We start from the raw sequence: 16,028 nt of genomic DNA, 5'->3' as shown, positions 1-16,028 counted from the left end.
ATCCTCCTTTCTATGTCATGTCAACAAGGTTAGGGAGGGGAGTTATTCCCATTCGACTGCAGCAACCAATGTTGCGAGGTCGGCAGGTGTTGCAATGGATACAGGAAGTTGGGAAGGCTTGCCGTGCTCGGTGAGAAGGACCGCGCCGGGGTGGGTGCCGTCTGCCGCAGGGTCGGTGAGGGCGTCGATGACCTCTTGCGCGCTGGCGGTGCGGGGCAGGAACTCTGCGCGGTCATTCCGTTCTGCGAATTCCAGGACCGTGTTAATCGACGCCGCGTTAATCACACCGTCGTCACCGAGATCTGCCGCAACCCATCGGGCAATGACGTTGGTGGTGAGAAGCGCCTGGTAAGTCCCGGACTCATAGATTGGGATCTGGGAATAGCCGGTCGTGTCAATAAGCTTCAAGGCCTCCATGATCGGGGTGTCAGGGGCAAGAGTGGTCACGTCACGGCTAGCGAGCAGAGCCTGCGCTGTGGGTGGATCCGTGAGCAGGCGTTGCAGGTTTTCGAGCTGCTTGATGACGTGAGGATGTGGGGTAGCGATGGGCTCACCGCTGAAGTAGCGGCCATGGGCGATGGCGTTGCGAAGGTTGCTAAAGTCCTTCAGCTGTTCTGCTTGGCGCTTGCTTAAAAGGTGTTTGTCGTGGGCGCGATCAACAATCCACCAGAAAGAATCAGAGTTCTTTGCCCCGATAGCTTGGCGGAGGAACTGCTCAATGTCATTAAAAGCGGAAAAGAATTTGGCCAGGGAGTTGTCGCTCATGCCGCCTAAGTGTACGGGTTCTTGGATTTGTGCTTAAGGCTCAAGCGATAAGAAAAATCTCGCCGTGAGCAACCCCGGTGGTTGGGGAAACTCACGGCGAGAATGCGGTATGCGCGATGCGTTGATCTTTAGAAGACGACGCGCAGGATGGACACCGTCGCCGCAGCGATGGCGGCGGCCGCCGGAAGAGTGATGACCCATGCCAAAGCGATGGGCTTCATCAGCTTCCAGTTGGCGGCGTGGTTCACAATGCCGACACCAAGGACGGCACCGATGAGGATGTGGGTAGAGGACACCGGCAGGCCCAAGAGGGAAGCAGCCATGACGACGGCAGCAGCGGCCAGCTCGGCAGCGAAACCGGAGGAGGGGTGCATTTGAGTGAGGCCAGAACCCACGGTCTGGATGACGAAGCGGCCGATGAACCAAAGGCCGGAAACCAAGGCGATGCCCATGGCTACCATGACCGGCAGCGGCACGGAAACTTCATCGGAGATCTGGTTGGTCTGCAAGACATCGAAGACTGCAGCGAAGGGGCCGATGGCGTTGGCGATGTCATTGGAACCGTGCGAGAACGCAAAGGCGGAGGCGGTGAAGACCTGCATCCACGAGAAGAGGAGGAAGGTAGAGCGCTTCAGGGACTTCTTCTTCAGGGAGCGGGCAAAGATGAAGACGGCCATCCAGACTATGGCTCCAACCATGCCCATGACTAGGAAAGTTTCTAGGGCGGTGACATCGATGCCGGTGTGCTTCAGGCCCTTGAAGAGCAACATCGCGGAGATAATCACGGCACCCAGCGCTGCGAGCAGCGGAACCCAGTTCTCGAGCGCGCGGTGTGCATTGACATCCTCGAGATCCTTGTTGAGGTTGTGCAGATCGCGGTAGTAGTCGGACTCGAGTGCCTCTGGGTCGTAGTCCTCTTCGGCGGTAAGGGCGGCGTCGCGAGCCATCGCATTTGTGTAGGAGATCTGCTGTAGCTCGTTCATACGCTCGAAGCGGGTCTTGTGCTCCTTGCGCAGCTCGGCGCGGCGAAGTTTGATGTCACGCAGGCGTTCGTCCGCGGCGTCGTTGTACACCAAGATGGAAGACTTGATCCACTTGAAAAGGAGGTATGCGGCAATACCGCCGAGAACCGGAGAAAGCACCCAGGAGAAAGCGATGGTGCCGATTCCGCCCCATTGCACCATGTCCATGCCGCCCTTGCCGGTGATGAAGCCGACGGTCAGAGCGGCGCCGACGATGCCGCCGACGATGGAGTGGGTGGTAGAAACCGGCCAACCCATGCGGGTGGCTACCAAAAGCCAGATGGCAGCGCCGAGGAGTGACGCCATCATGATGTAGACAAATTCCATCGGGTCGAGGCCATCGATGGCATCGAGGTCCACGATTCCGGAGCGGACCGTATCAGTCACCTCGCCGCCGGCGAGGATGGCTCCGGATACCTCAAAGACCGCCGCGACAGCGAGGGCCTGCTTCATGGAGAGGGTTCCCGCGCCCACGGAGGTACCGAAGGAGTTGGCGACGTCATTGCCGCCAATGTTGAAGGCCATAAAGACAGCGAAGATAATTGCTGTAACAAGGACTACCTTGTTGGTTCCCTCAGCAACTTCTCCGTTGCCCCAAATGATGAAAAAGATCAGGGTGACAGCCGTGATGGCGCCGAAGAACAGGTGCCAAATCCAGTCCTTGTTCTTGCCATTCATCGACTCAAGATCAGGCATCGTCGGCGTGGCGGTGCTCAAAACGTCGTTCCTTTCATGAAGAGAACGCTGCGTGATGAGACAGTGTGAGCAGGCCGCGGGCGGGGTGCATTCGGCGTTGGCGCGGGAAGCGCCATACCTACCGCGGTGCAGGTGATAATGACATCACGCGCAGTTCTTTTATGCTTTTAAAGACAGAGCGGAACCCACCACGAACCGGCGGGAACTTGACTACCTTAAAGCATTAAGGTGTACGGCAGGTAAACACCTGGTGTATGTGAATCTAATCTGGGCTAATGTGGCACATTTGGGGGTGGTGCGACCTTGGGGTGGGCGCTTCTTAAGACCCTAAGACTTGTAAACCCCACGGCCTAAGGTGTCGCACTGCTCCATTTTGCCGGAATTATAACCGGCGAGGAACGACTGCGCACGGTCTTCGGAAGAGCCGTGCGTCCACGTATCGGGGCGTACTTCGCCCCCTGAGCGGCGCTGGATGTTGTCATCGCCCACGGCGCGTGCAGTGTTGACAGCATCAGTCACCTGCTGCTCGGTAATGGTTTCGAGCAGGGCATCGTCACCCTTGTCGGCGTAGTGCGCCCACAGGCCGGCATAGCAATCGGCTTGCAGCTCAATCTTCACCGCGTTGGAATCCTCGCCGGGCTCGTTGTAGTTCGAGAGGCTGAGTGTTCCTTCCAGCTTTTGGATGTGGTGGCCGAATTCGTGGGCCACGATATACATCTGTGCCAATGGGGCATTATCGCCGCCGAAGTTGCGGAGCTGGTCGAAGAAAGCAGTGTCAAAGTATGCAGACTCATCCGCAGGACAGTAGAACGGACCCGTAGCGCCGGAGGCCTGGCCACAGCCCGACATAGTGGTGTTTTTAAAAATGACGCGGCCCGGTTCGACGTAGTCGATGCCAGCCTGGTCTGGTAGCTGCTGCGCCCACACCTTGTCCACGGACTGGGCCGCAAACATGACGCGGCAATCGTCATACTTGTTGCCGTCTTCAGCGGTTTGGCAGTGCGCAAACGCGTCCTCCCCGCTTTCTTCGGGGCCGACCTGGGTCTGGTCGGCCTGGGGATCGCTTCCGGTGATGGCGCCGGGATCGCCGCCGAGAAGGAGATAGAGGCCGATGAGGAGGAGTGAACCAATGCCGCCGCCGGTAGCGATCATGCCGCCGCGGCCTCCACCGCCGGAGCTTGCTCGCTTACCATCAAAATTGGCGCCAGATTTAAAAGTCATGCTCCAGATTTTGCCACAAGCTGGAGGTGGTGTCTGCTCGATAAGTGGACTGCTGTCAAGCGCACGGTGCTCACCCTAGCGCTGAGCAAGTCCGGTGCGGGCGGTAGACTTGGGCCGTTCAAGTACTTGCATCCCTCGGCGCGTGCTGTCTACGCGTGGCGTGAGTGGGTGTGAGCGTCAACGATGAGAAGGGATTGAACGAGAGTGCTGCGTACACATTTGGCAGGCGAACTGCGCAAGGAGTTGGCGGGGGAGACCGTCACCCTGACGGGGTGGGTCGCACGCCGTCGCGACCACGGTGGTGTTATCTTCATTGACCTGCGTGACCGCTCCGGCGTTGCCCAGGTTGTTTTCCGCGAGACCGAGGTAGCTGAGCGCGCCCACGATCTGCGTTCCGAGTACTGCGTCAAGGTCACTGGTGTCGTGGAGCCCCGCCCGGAGGGCTCGGCCAACCCGAACCTGGCCTCCGGCGAGATTGAGGTCAACGTCACGGACCTGGAGGTACTCAACAAGTCCGCAGCGCTGCCGTTCCAGATTGATGATCCATCCTCCTCCGGTGAGGTCGGTGAGGAGACCCGCTTGAAGTACCGCTACCTGGATCTGCGCCGTGAGCGCCAGCATGAGGCACTGCGCCTGCGCTCGGCCGCGAACCGCGCTGCCCGCCAGGTCCTGGACAGCCACGATTTCACTGAGATCGAAACCCCGACCCTGACTCGCTCCACCCCGGAGGGCGCCCGTGACTTCCTCGTGCCGGCACGCCTGAAGCCGGGCAGCTGGTATGCGCTCCCGCAGTCCCCGCAGCTGTTCAAGCAGCTGCTCATGGTCGCCGGAATGGAGCGCTACTACCAGATCGCTCGCTGCTACCGCGATGAGGACTTCCGCGCTGACCGCCAGCCGGAGTTTACGCAGCTCGACGTCGAGATGTCCTTCGTGGACCAGGATGATGTCATTGCTCTGGCGGAAGAGATCGTCTCCGCCCTGTGGAAGCTCATCGGCTACGAAATCAAGACCCCCATCCCGCGCATGACCTATGCCGATGCCATGAAGTACTACGGTTCCGACAAGCCGGACCTGCGCTTCGACATCAAGATCGTGGAGTGCACGGACTTCTTCAAGGACACCACCTTCCGCGTCTTCCAGAACGAATACGTCGGTGCCGTCGTCATGGAAGGCGGAGCCTCCCAGCCGCGCCGCCAGTTCGATGCATGGCAGGAGTGGGCAAAGCAGCGCGGTGCGAAGGGCTTGGCCTACATCACCGTTGCCGAGGATGGCACATTGGGTGGCCCGGTAGCCAAGAACATCACGGATGCCGAGCGCGAGGGTATTGCCGCCCACGTCGGCGCCAAGCCGGGCGATGCCATCTTCTTCGCTGCCGGCGAGACCAAGGCTTCCCGTGCGCTGCTGGGCGCAGCTCGCGGTGAGATTGCGAAGAAGCTCGACCTCATCAAGGACGGCGACTGGGCCTTCACCTGGGTCGTCGACGCACCGCTCTTCGAGCCCTCCGCCGATGCCACCGCCTCGGGTGACGTGGCTTTGGGCCACTCCAAGTGGACTGCAGTCCACCACGCCTTCACTTCGCCGAAGCCGGAGTACCTGGATAACTTTGACCAGAACCCGGGAGAGGCCCTGGCTTATGCCTACGACATTGTCTGCAATGGCAATGAGATTGGCGGCGGTTCCATCCGTATCCACGACCAGGATGTGCAGAAGCGCGTCTTCGACGTCATGGGCATCGGCGAAGAAGAAGCGCAGGAGAAGTTCGGCTTCCTGCTCGACGCCTTCCAGTTCGGTGCTCCGCCACACGGCGGCATCGCTTTCGGCTGGGATCGCATCGTCTCCCTGCTCGGTGGATTCGAGTCCATCCGCGATGTCATCGCCTTCCCGAAGTCCGGTGGCGGCGTCGACCCGCTGACCGACGCCCCCGGCACCATCCCCGCCGCGCAGCGCAAGGAGACCGGTGTGGACTTCAAGCCGGAGAAGGCTGCGAAGGCAGCCCAGGGTGAAAAGGCTGGGAAGGAGTCCTAAAGGCCCCACACCATGGGTGTACCTCATTGGGCCGACAACAAGTGGAAGCAGGCAAGCAAGTGAATCCGACGGGACACGAGTCCATGAATAATTCTGTGGCTGATGCCGTGGTAGCAGAAGCCTCACAGATGATTTCGCGCCGCTATGGCGGGGAGCCTGAGCTGAGTGACGTTGAGCAACTCACCGGCTCGGGCAATGCCGTGGTACTTCGTGCTCGGACGACTCCCAGCGCCTTCTTCCCGCATCGTTCGGTCGTCATCAAGTACAACCCGGTCACCGGGCACACTATTGATGACGCCGCGCTTCTCCGTGAAGTGGTGGCCTATCAGTTCACCACGGCGCTGTCTGAGGAGGTCCGCCCAGGACCTGTGTTGCTCGCACACGACGTGGACAAGCGCATTCTTGTGCTGTCCGACGCCGGCGAAGGCGACACCCTGGCGGACACCCTTGCGCGCAGCGGTGATGAAGACCGCGGCGAGCTGCTCAGGGCTCTGGGCAGCGCGTTGGGCAAAATGCATGCTGGGACTGCCGGGCGCGAAGAAGACTATGACGCCCTGCTCAAGCGCCAGTTACGTCGGCATCCCGAATACGCCGAGCACCAGGCATTGCGCGATGATTCCTTGCAGAGCTCCATTCTGATTGGTGCGGATATCCTCAGCGAGGCAGGACTGGAACCGCCGGAACACGTCCGCACATTGGCCCGTGCCGCCATGCAGAGTCTGAGTTCTGGCCGCAACCGCGCTTTTACTCCCTTCGACCTGTCCCCAGACAACATCATCGTCGGCTCAACGCTGACCTTCTTGGACTATGAGTGGGCCGGTTTCCGCAACGTCGGCTTTGACGTGGCCTGCGTGGTGGCCGGCTTCCCGCAGTTTCTTTTTTCTCGGCCGATCACTGATGCCGAGGCGGGGCTTTTCATCCATGCCTGGCAGCGCCGCATTGTCGATGTCTGGCCGCAGCTCGCCGATGAGAAGACGCTGCACGAGTTGCTCGTCTCCTGCCTCATCGGTTGGGCTCTGTCGAGCGTGACCACGATGTATGCCGGCGGGATCGAAGGGGTCGTCGCGTTGGCGGAAGGCAACGCTGAGATCTACCGTGACCCGCACCGTTCTCTGCTTCGTCGATCCGACCATGGTCCGTTCAGCGAGGATGAAATACTGATTCGGCGCGATCTTTATGAGACCTTCGAAGCGCTGTCGCGGTTTGCCGCGCAATGTAGCAATGACGGGTGCTCCGCGGTCGCCGAGTTTGGGCGAGCCGTGGCCTCTCGACTCCGGGAGCCCTGATGGGGCAGGAGTCACTCTTCGGCGATGACCAGTCAGCGCCAAGCCTGCCGGGTGGCCCCGATATGTTTGCAACCCACCCCGGTTCGCCGCTGGCCGCGCGCATGCGGCCGCAAAACCTCGATGAAGTAGTGGGGCAGAAGCACCTCCTGGAGCCGGGAACCCCGCTGCGTAGGCTGGTGGAAGGCTCAGGCGAGGCCTCCGTCATCCTGTACGGACCGCCGGGAACCGGAAAGACGACGCTGGCCTCACTCATCGCATCTTCCTTGGGAGATAACTTCATTGGGCTTTCCGCCCTAGACTCCGGCGTGAAGCAGGTTCGAGAGGTGATCTCCCATGCCCGCCGTGAGCTGATTCAAGGGCGCCGCACCGTGCTGTTCATCGATGAGGTGCACCGCTTCTCCAAGACTCAGCAGGACGCGCTGCTCGCGGCCGTCGAAAATCGCACCGTGCTGCTCGTGGCCGCCACTACCGAAAACCCTTCCTTTTCCGTCGTGGCGCCGTTGCTTTCGCGTTCCTTGTTGCTGCACTTGGAGCCGCTGGACGACGCCTCCCTGCGCACCCTCGCCGAGCGCGCATTGACCAGCGAGCGGGGATTGGCGGGAAGGATCACCGCAACGGACGATGCTCTAGACCAGCTGGTGCTGCTCGCCGGGGGCGATGCTCGGCGCACACTGACCTATCTTGAGGCGGCGGCCGAGGCAGTGCCCGATGGCGGTGAACTCACCGTTGAGGTTCTCAAAGAAAACGTCAATCACGCGGTGGTGCGCTATGACCGCGACGGCGACCAGCATTATGACGTGGTCTCCGCGTTTATTAAGTCCATCCGCGGTTCCGACGTGGATGCCGCGCTGCATTACCTGGCCCGCATGATTGAGGCAGGCGAAGACCCGCGTTTCATCGCCCGCCGGCTTATCGTGCATGCCTCCGAAGACATCGGAATGGCTGATCCCACCGCGCTGCCCACTGCCGTGGCCGCAGCGGAGGCCGCGGCCCTTATCGGATTACCCGAGGCGCGTATTCCGCTGGCTCAGGCGACAATCCATCTCGCTACGGCACCGAAATCCAATTCCGTTATCAACGCCATCAACGCGGCCCAGGCCGACGTTCGCGCCGGCAAGAGCGGGCATGTGCCCGCGCACCTGCGCGACGGCCATTATGAGGGAGCGAAACGCTTGGGCAATGCAGTGGGCTATCAGTACCCGCATGATGATCCGCGCGGTGTACTGTCCCAGCAGTATTTGCCGGAGACGCTGGCGGATGCCGAGTATTATCACCCCACCGACCATGGCGCGGAGAAGCGTGTGCGCGAGTACCTGGGAAGGCTGCGGGACATCATCCGGGGGCGGCGTCGCTAAGCACAGCACCGGACGGGTAAAGTTGAGCGCTGACTAGAAACCATTCAACAGTGAAGGAATTTTGCTCGTGAAGACTCATGAGATCCGGGAACGCTTTACCCAGCACTTCGTCAAGGCCGGCCACGAGGCCGTCCCCAGCGCGTCGCTGATCCTGGATGACCCGAACCTGCTCTTCGTTAACGCCGGCATGGTTCCCTTCAAGCCCTACTTCCTGGGCCAGCAGAACCCGCCTTTTGCTAATGGCACGGCGACCTCTATCCAGAAGTGCGTGCGCACCTTGGACATCGAGGAAGTGGGCATTACCACCCGTCACAATACCTTCTTCCAGATGGCGGGTAATTTTTCCTTTGGCCAGTACTTTAAGGAAGGCGCAATTACCCACGCCTGGAACCTGCTGACCACCTCCGTCGATGAAGGCGGTTTGGGCCTCGACCCGGAGCGTTTGTGGGTCACGGTCTACCTTGACGATGATGAGGCGGCCGATATTTGGCACAACAAGATCGGCGTGCCTACCGAGCGTATCCAGCGCCTGGGCATGGAAGATAATTACTGGTCCATGGGTATTCCCGGACCGTGTGGTCCGTGCTCCGAGATCTACTATGACCGCGGGCCGGAATATGGCCAGGATGGCGGTCCGATTGCGGACGATAACCGCTACATGGAGATCTGGAACTTGGTCTTCATGCAGAACGAGCGCGGCGAAGGCATCGGCAAGGGCAACTTCGAGATCGTGGGCGAGCTGCCCAAGAAGAACATCGATACCGGCATGGGCATCGAGCGCGTGGCCTGCATCCTGCAGGGCGTGGACAACGTCTACGAGACGGACCTGCTGCGCCCGGTCATCGACGTAGCCGAGGAGCTTACCGGTGCGAAGTACGTTCCGGATGCGCCGAAGGAAGACCTGATCCGTTTCCGCGTGGTGGCGGACCACTCGCGTACCGGCATGATGCTCATTTTGGACGGCGTTACCCCCGGTAACGAGGGCCGTGGCTACATTCTGCGTCGCTTGCTGCGCCGCATTATCCGCTCCGCCAAGCTGCTTGGCGCGAAGGGTGAGACCATGGAGCGATTCATGAACACCATCATGGACACCATGACCCCGTCCTACCCGGAGATCGCCGATAACCGCGAGCGTATCCTGCGCGTTGCCGTGGCGGAGGAGAAGGCCTTCCTGAAGACGCTGGAGTCAGGCACCAAGCTTTTCGACGAAGCCGTGGAGGAACTGAAGAGCACCTCTCGTGCGGCCACCCCGAAGGTCCTCTCCGGCGAGAAGGCTTTTGAGCTGCACGATACCTATGGTTTCCCCATCGACCTGACCTTGGAAATGGCTCAGGAAGCCGGTTTGACCGTAGACATGGAAGGCTTCGACGCCGCCATGGGCGAGCAGCGCCGCCGCGCCAAGGCCGATAATCAGGCTAAGAAGCATGGTCATGCTGACCTGTCGCTCTACCGCGAGTGGGTGGATAACCACCCGACGTTGTTCACGGGCTATGAGACCCTGGAGTCCGAGGCCAAGGTCATCGGTCTTGTGCGCGATGGCGAGAAGGTTACTGAGGTCGAGGCAGGAGACACCGTCGAGGTAATTCTGGACCAGTCGCCGCTCTACGCCGAAGCCGGCGGCCAGACCGCCGACCGGGGCCGCATTATCGCGGGCGAGACCCTCCTTGAGGTCAACGATGTGCAGAAGATTGGCAAGAAGCTGTGGGTGCACAAGGCTACGGTGACCGCCGGTGGGCTTGAGTTGGGCAACGGCGTAACGGCTGCCGTTGATGAACAATGGCGCCACGGTGCCGTGCAGGCGCACTCTGCCACGCACCTCATTCACGCCGCGTTGCGCCAGGTACTGGGTCCCACCGCAGTCCAGGCTGGTTCCTTGAACCGTCCCGGCTACCTGCGCTTTGACTTCAACTACACCGACCAGCTCACCCAGGAGCAGCTCGATGAGATCGCTTTGGTGACGAACCAGGCGGTGGACCAGCACTTCCCGGTCAATACCATCGAGACGTCTTTGGAGAAGGCCAAGGAGATGGGCGCGATGGCCCTCTTTGGTGAGAACTACGGTTCCGAGGTCCGTGTCGTGGAGATGGGCGGCCCGTTCTCCATCGAGCTCTGCGGTGGTACGCACGTGAAGAACACTGCAGAAATCGGCCCGGTCTCTGTCCTCGGTGAATCCTCCGTGGGCTCGGGCGCGCGCCGTATCGAGGCTTATTCGGGCCTGGATGCATTCCGCTACTACTCCAAGGAGACCGCTCTTGTGGAGGGTGTCTCCCGCGAGCTCAAGGTCCAAACTGAGGATCTTCCGGAGCGCATCGCGCAGCTGACGGAGAAGCTCAAGGCCGCTGAGAAGCAGATTGCGGAGCTGCACAAGGCCCAGCTCATGTCGCAGACCGCGGAGATGATTTCTGGTGCGACCACCGTTAATGACTTCACCCTCGTATCGGTCAAACTTCCTAACGGAGTAAACGGCGGTGATCTGCGCACGTTGGCCTCGGATATCAAGAACCGTCTCGGTGATGTCGCCGGTGTGGTTGTCCTGGCATCGGAGAACGAGGGCGGCAAGCTCCCGTTCATCGTTGGCGCCACTAAGCCTGCCGTCGAGCGCGGCGTCAAGGCTGGTGACTTCGTCAAGGTTATTTCTGGCTATGTTGACGGCAAGGGCGGCGGAAAGCCCGATATGGCTCAAGGTTCCGGCGCCAACGCTGAAGGTCTCCAGCAGGCCTTCGACGCCGTCCGTGATGAGCTCGAAGCCCACTAACGAACGCGCCCTAGTTGGCGTGCAGTTGTAGCTGACTCGCAGAACCAGGAGGAGCACGATGGCCGTAGAGCCCGACAAACCAGGCGTGGACGATCCCGGCCCGGGGCGCCGTTTGGGCCTCGACGTCGGTACCGTCCGCATCGGCGTGGCGGTCTCTGACCGGGACGCGCGCTTGGCCATGCCGGTCGAAACCGTCCGGCGTGAGACCGGGTTTAAAGACCGCGACAAGGGTGATATCGACCGCCTGCTTGAGCTGATTTACGAGTATGACGTGGTTGAGGTAGCCGTTGGTTTGCCGCGTGATCTCAAGGGCAATGGTTCATCAAGTGTTAAACATGCCAAGGAAATCGCGTTTCGTATCCGCCGCCGCTTGGCAAAAGATGACAGGATGAAAGAACCTCCGCCCGTGCGTATGGTGGATGAACGCCTTACTACCGTGGTCGCCTCCTCCGCATTGCGGGCCTCTGGCGTATCAGAGAAGCGAGGTCGCTCGGTGATTGACCAAGCAGCCGCGGTGGAAATTTTGCAATCCTGGCTGGATGCGCGCCATTTCGCGTTGAACGGCCACAGCCCTTCAAACGTAGGAGACGAAGTACGTGAGCCGTAAACCTTCACGCATCGGACGCTCGATGGAACCCCAATATGTCAAGCGCCGTCAGCGCGGCATGGCCGTGCTCATTGCGAGCTTGGTCCTGATCATCGGTGGACTTGGCTACATTGGTTTCCGCCTGTTGGGAGGGGGCAGCACCTTGGACTATGAGGGGCAGGGCAATGGAGTAACCCAGCTTGTTCAGGTTCCGGAGGGCTCGTCGATGAGCGAACTGGCACCTGAATTGGCGGAGAAGAACGTGGTGAAGACGCCCGAGGCTTTCTCTTCTGCAGCCAACTCGAATCCGCGCGCGAGCCAAATCAAGCCTGGTTTCTACCGCCTTCAGGAGGAGATGAGCGCGAAGTCAGCCGTCGAAGCGCTGCTTGATGAGGGCAACATGGTTGACCTCCTCGACGTGCAGGGCGGAGCTACGCTTCTCGACGTCAACGTGGTCGGCGGTGATGTCCGCTACGGTATTTACTCGCTGATTTCTCAGGTCTCCTGCAAGGAGGGCGAATGCGTATCCGCCGAGGAGCTGGAGAAGATCGCGGCCACGGTGGATCCTGCTGAACTGGGTGCGCCGGAGTGGGCATTGGAGGAAATTCGTGCCCGCGGAGAGGACCCCAAGCGTATTGAGGGCCTTATCGCTCCGGGCCAGTACGTCCTCGATCCGAACATGGACGCCCAGGAGATCCTAACGGATCTCATCACACGTTCGACGAAGAAGTACAACGACACCAATATCGTTGACCGCGCCCAGGCAATTGGCCTCAAGCCCTACGAGCTTCTTACTGCAGCTTCGCTGGTGGAGCGCGAGTCCCCGGCCGGTGAGTTCGACAAGGTCGCCCGTGTAATCCTCAACCGCCTTGATGAGCCGATGCGCCTCGAGCTGGACTCCACGGTCAACTATGGCCTTGAGGATGTTGAGCTGGCCACTACCGATGAGGATCGCCACCGCGAGACTCCTTGGAATACCTACGCGAAGGATGGTCTCCCAGATTCACCGATTGCTTCTCCTTCGGAGGAAGCCATCGGGGCCATGGAGAACCCCGCGGAGGGCAACTGGCTCTTCTTCGTCACCGTCGACGACAAGGGCACCACGGTGTTTACCGATAATTACGACGAGCACCTCGCCAACGTCGATGACGCTGTTCGCTCCGGCATCCTTGACAGCCAGCGCGAAGGCGCTGGCGAGCCACCGGCCGACGAGCCACCGGCCGAGGAGCAGTAACCTGATGCCCCGCGCCGCAGTTCTGGGCAGCCCTGTCGCTCATTCCTTGTCCCCGGTCCTCCATAACGCAGGCTATGAAGCTGTGAATTTGGAGGATTGGGACTACACCAAGATTGAGGTGACGGACCTAGCTGCCTTCCTCGCCAATGCGGGGGAGGAGTACCGCGGCTTTTCGGTCACCATGCCGCTCAAGTTCGACGCACTCGCCTGCGCGAACATCGTCAGCGAACGCGCCGAGCTCATCGGCTCCGCGAATACCCTGGTGCGCACCGAAGAAGGGTGGCGTGCGGATAACACGGATACCGAGGGAGTTCTGGGCGCGCTCGACGAGCTGCTTGGAAGGTCCCAACCGTCGACGGCACTGCTCATCGGAGCAGGTGGAACCGCACGGCCTGTCCTGTGGGGCCTAGCCCAGCGCGGTGTGCAGGACGTTACGGTGCTCAATCGCTCCGACCGCATCGCCGAGCTGCGCCCGCTGGCTGATGACCTTGGCCTCACCCTCCACGTGGCAACGTTCAGCGATGATCTCGCGGGGCTTGCGCGTTCGGTAGATCTCGTGGTCTCCACCGTTCCCTCCGCCGCCGTGGAAGAGCACCTAACGCAGCTGGCCAAAGCTCCGGTATTTGACGTTATCTATGATCCGTGGCCAACTCCGTTGACCGTTTATGCCGCTGCCGACGGCTACCCGACAGTCGGCGGGCACGTCATGCTGGCCAACCAGGCCTTTTCGCAGTTCGAGCAGTTTACAGGGCACACCGCTCCACGGGCAGAGATGCTGGCTGCATTAAACAAGGCGCTCAAGCTATCCTGATCGGTTCCCCAAACCACCGCGTGCGCCTTGTCTTTCCGCGCGGTAGGCTGCGGGCTATGGGGGATGTGCTTTTCTTGGCGTGGGGGTGCGCCTTAATTGTTTATGACCTGCGTTTTAAGCGCTTGCCTAATTATCTGACGCTGCCGGCCGCGGCTTTATCGTTGTGCTGGTTCAGTTTGGCGGGCCTGCTCTGGCTAGGCCTGTACGTGTTAGTGGCGCGTTTTAGCCGTGCAGGAAGCGTGGGCGGGGGCGACCTCAAGCTGGCTCTGCCTCTGGGAATGGTGACCGCCCACGCAGCGGGCCTACCAGGGGTTGCGTTGGCGATGATCGGGGCGGCTCTCAGCACGGTGTTGTGGGGTATCATCACGCGGGATAAGGTGCCTGCGCATGGTCCTGGGATGCTGTTTGCTGCGGCTCTCGTCGTGTTCTTTAGCCCCAACACGGTGTGATAGTTGGCCTAGTGACCACGAAAGAAGCCCTGGCATGCGATAATAGTCCGCATGCTTCGTTGGACTACCGCAGGTGAATCTCACGGTCAAGCGCTCATTGCACTCATTGAGCACATGCCGGCCGGGGTTCCCGTTTCCCAAGACGACATCGCTCTCCAGCTCTCTCGCCGCCGCCTTGGCTATGGGCGTGGCGCGCGCATGAAGTTTGAGGCTGATGACCTCACCCTGCTCAGCGGCATCCGCCACGGCTTGACCCTGGGCAGTCCTATCGCCATCATGATCGGCAACACTGAGTGGCCAAAGTGGACCACCATCATGTCGCCCGATGCCTTGGATCCGGAGGATCCGGAGTCCGCTAAAGCTATGGCTTCCGGTCGCGGCGCCCCGCTGACCCGCCCGCGCCCCGGCCACGCTGATTTTGCTGGCATGGTGAAGTTTGATCACTCGGAGGCGCGCCCCATCCTGGAGCGCTCTTCCGCGCGTGAGACCGCCGCCCGCGTGGCTGCAGCCACCGTCGCACGCAACTTCCTCCGTGAAACATTGGGCGTCGAAGTGCTCTCCCACGTGATCTCGATTGGCGCCTCCGAGCCCTATGAAGGCCCGTCGCCCAGCTTTGCGGAAATTGAGGCCATCGATGCTTCTCCGGTACGGGCCTGCGATAAGGCCGCAGAGGAATCTATGATCTCAGAGATTGAAATCGCTAAGAAGCAAGGCGATACCCTTGGCGGCATCGTTGAGGTCATCGTGGAGGGCCTGCCAATTGGCTTGGGATCGCACACGTCAGGGGAGGACCGTCTCGACGCACAGCTCGCCGCCGCCTTGATGGGCATTCAGGCCATCAAGGGCGTTGAAGTCGGTGATGGTTTTGCTGAGGCCCGCCGTCGCGGAAGCGAGGCTCATGATGAGATGGTCCGAACCGATCGCGGCGTGGATCGAGAAACTAACCGGGCGGGCGGTCTAGAAGGTGGAATGACCAACGGCCAGACGCTGCGCTTGCGCGCGGCGATGAAGCCGATTTCCACAGTTCCGCGCGCCTTGAAGACGGTGGATATGGCCACAGGTGGAGCGGCGACTGCCATCCATCAGCGCTCCGATGTGTGTGCGGTTCCTGCTGCTGGTGTTGTTGCAGAAGCAATGGTGGCGTTGGTCCTCGCGCGCGCCGTGTTGGAAAAGTTTGGTGGAGATAGCCTCGCTGAGACTAAGCGGAACATCGCCTCCTACCAGGACTATGTGGCAAGCCGCTTGGATTGGGGTGAAGCATGAGCTCCCCACGCGTTGTCTTAGTTGGGCCTCCCGGTTCCGGAAAGACTACGATTGGCCGCCGTTTGTCGCGGGCGCTGAATTGTGACGTTGTTGATTCTGATGATCTGATCGAGGCCCGCTACGGCAAGGCCTGCGGTGAAGTGTTTTCTGAACTGGGTGAGCCGGCATTCCGTGAGGTAGAAGCAGAAGCGGTGCGCGAGGCACTGGCCACCACTGGGGTCGTGAGCCTCGGCGGCGGAGCAGTGCTGACCGAATCCACACGTGCCTTGCTCGATAACCTGACCGTCGTATTCCTCGATGTCACGCCGGAAGAAGGCGTAAGCCGCACGTTGGGTGATGCGAACCGCCCCGTGTTGGAATCTGCAGATCCATTGGCGCACTATACCCAGCTTTTGGAGGCGCGCCGCCCCCTTTACTCGGAGGTAGCTGATTTGAAGGTGCGCACTGGTGTGCGCTCCCCGCAACAGGTAGTGGGCGATATTCTGAGTTTCCTTGAAACCCTCTAAATCGCCGGCTGTTTTGCTTTAACCTCATGATGAAGCCGCACAATCACCGCTAGC

General features: G+C 60.7%; 13 protein-coding genes. 10 read left to right on the top strand and 3 right to left on the bottom strand.

The genetic code is table 11. The annotated features are described in order from the left end of the window. Positions 1 to 42: 42 nt before the first annotated feature. From R3O64_RS07285 to ypfJ, 3 genes are all read right to left on the bottom strand, one after another. Complete coding sequence (locus R3O64_RS07285; protein ID WP_339016426.1) at positions 43 to 765, bottom strand: CBS domain-containing protein; 723 nt, start codon at positions 763 to 765, stop codon at positions 43 to 45. Positions 766 to 893: 128 nt separating this feature from the next. Then, on the bottom strand, positions 894 to 2,483 hold the full coding sequence (locus R3O64_RS07280; protein ID WP_198530273.1) for an inorganic phosphate transporter: 1,590 nt from the start codon (positions 2,481 to 2,483) through the stop codon (positions 894 to 896). Between the two features lie 327 nt (positions 2,484 to 2,810). Beyond that, entirely contained in the window at positions 2,811 to 3,704 is an 894-nt protein-coding gene (gene ypfJ / locus R3O64_RS07275) for a KPN_02809 family neutral zinc metallopeptidase (RefSeq protein ID WP_070522171.1), read from the bottom strand. Between the two features lie 204 nt (positions 3,705 to 3,908). On the opposite strand from ypfJ, the gene aspS reads away from it, so the two are divergent. The 10 genes from aspS to R3O64_RS07225 all read left to right on the top strand — a co-directional run bounded on the left by aspS (position 3,909) and on the right by R3O64_RS07225 (position 15,974). Next, on the top strand, positions 3,909 to 5,729 hold the full coding sequence (gene aspS, locus R3O64_RS07270; protein WP_070563035.1) for an aspartate--tRNA ligase: 1,821 nt from the start codon (positions 3,909 to 3,911) through the stop codon (positions 5,727 to 5,729). A gap of 83 nt (positions 5,730 to 5,812) precedes the next feature. Continuing rightward, positions 5,813 to 7,015 (top strand): phosphotransferase family protein, encoded by a 1,203-nt coding sequence (locus R3O64_RS07265; RefSeq protein ID WP_070522248.1) that lies wholly within the window; start codon positions 5,813 to 5,815, stop codon positions 7,013 to 7,015. Further along, positions 7,015 to 8,370, top strand: a complete 1,356-nt coding sequence (locus R3O64_RS07260) for a replication-associated recombination protein A (protein WP_070522177.1) — start codon at positions 7,015 to 7,017, stop codon at positions 8,368 to 8,370. Before R3O64_RS07265 ends, R3O64_RS07260 begins: the two co-directional genes overlap by 1 nt. A 67-nt stretch (positions 8,371 to 8,437) precedes the next feature. Further along, entirely contained in the window at positions 8,438 to 11,125 is a 2,688-nt protein-coding gene (alaS, locus tag R3O64_RS07255; RefSeq protein WP_339016424.1) for an alanine--tRNA ligase, read from the top strand. A gap of 58 nt (positions 11,126 to 11,183) precedes the next feature. Further along, positions 11,184 to 11,732: a Holliday junction resolvase RuvX gene (gene ruvX / locus R3O64_RS07250; protein WP_070529855.1), complete on the top strand. Its 549-nt coding sequence runs from the start codon at positions 11,184 to 11,186 to the stop codon at positions 11,730 to 11,732. Positions 11,733 to 11,754: 22 nt separating this feature from the next. Continuing rightward, positions 11,755 to 12,945: an endolytic transglycosylase MltG gene (gene mltG / locus R3O64_RS07245; protein ID WP_154762360.1), complete on the top strand. Its 1,191-nt coding sequence runs from the start codon at positions 11,755 to 11,757 to the stop codon at positions 12,943 to 12,945. A 4-nt stretch (positions 12,946 to 12,949) separates the two neighbouring features. Next, positions 12,950 to 13,756, top strand: a complete 807-nt coding sequence (locus R3O64_RS07240) for a shikimate dehydrogenase (protein WP_070529860.1) — start codon at positions 12,950 to 12,952, stop codon at positions 13,754 to 13,756. A 56-nt stretch (positions 13,757 to 13,812) separates the two neighbouring features. Beyond that, positions 13,813 to 14,205 (top strand): prepilin peptidase, encoded by a 393-nt coding sequence (locus R3O64_RS07235; RefSeq protein WP_070529861.1) that lies wholly within the window; start codon positions 13,813 to 13,815, stop codon positions 14,203 to 14,205. A gap of 51 nt (positions 14,206 to 14,256) precedes the next feature. After that, complete coding sequence (aroC, locus tag R3O64_RS07230) at positions 14,257 to 15,468, top strand: chorismate synthase (protein WP_339016423.1); 1,212 nt, start codon at positions 14,257 to 14,259, stop codon at positions 15,466 to 15,468. Then, positions 15,465 to 15,974, top strand: a complete 510-nt coding sequence (locus R3O64_RS07225; protein WP_070522199.1) for a shikimate kinase — start codon at positions 15,465 to 15,467, stop codon at positions 15,972 to 15,974. The genes aroC and R3O64_RS07225 overlap by 4 nt, the downstream gene beginning before the upstream one ends. The last annotated feature ends 54 nt before the right edge of the window (positions 15,975 to 16,028 follow it).

This window comes from Corynebacterium hesseae, from assembly GCF_037850265.1.
Taxonomy (GTDB): Bacteria; Actinomycetota; Actinomycetes; order Mycobacteriales; family Mycobacteriaceae; genus Corynebacterium; species Corynebacterium hesseae.
The sequence above is the reverse complement of the archived record's forward strand: the minus strand, read 5'-3'. Positions and strand labels throughout refer to the sequence as shown.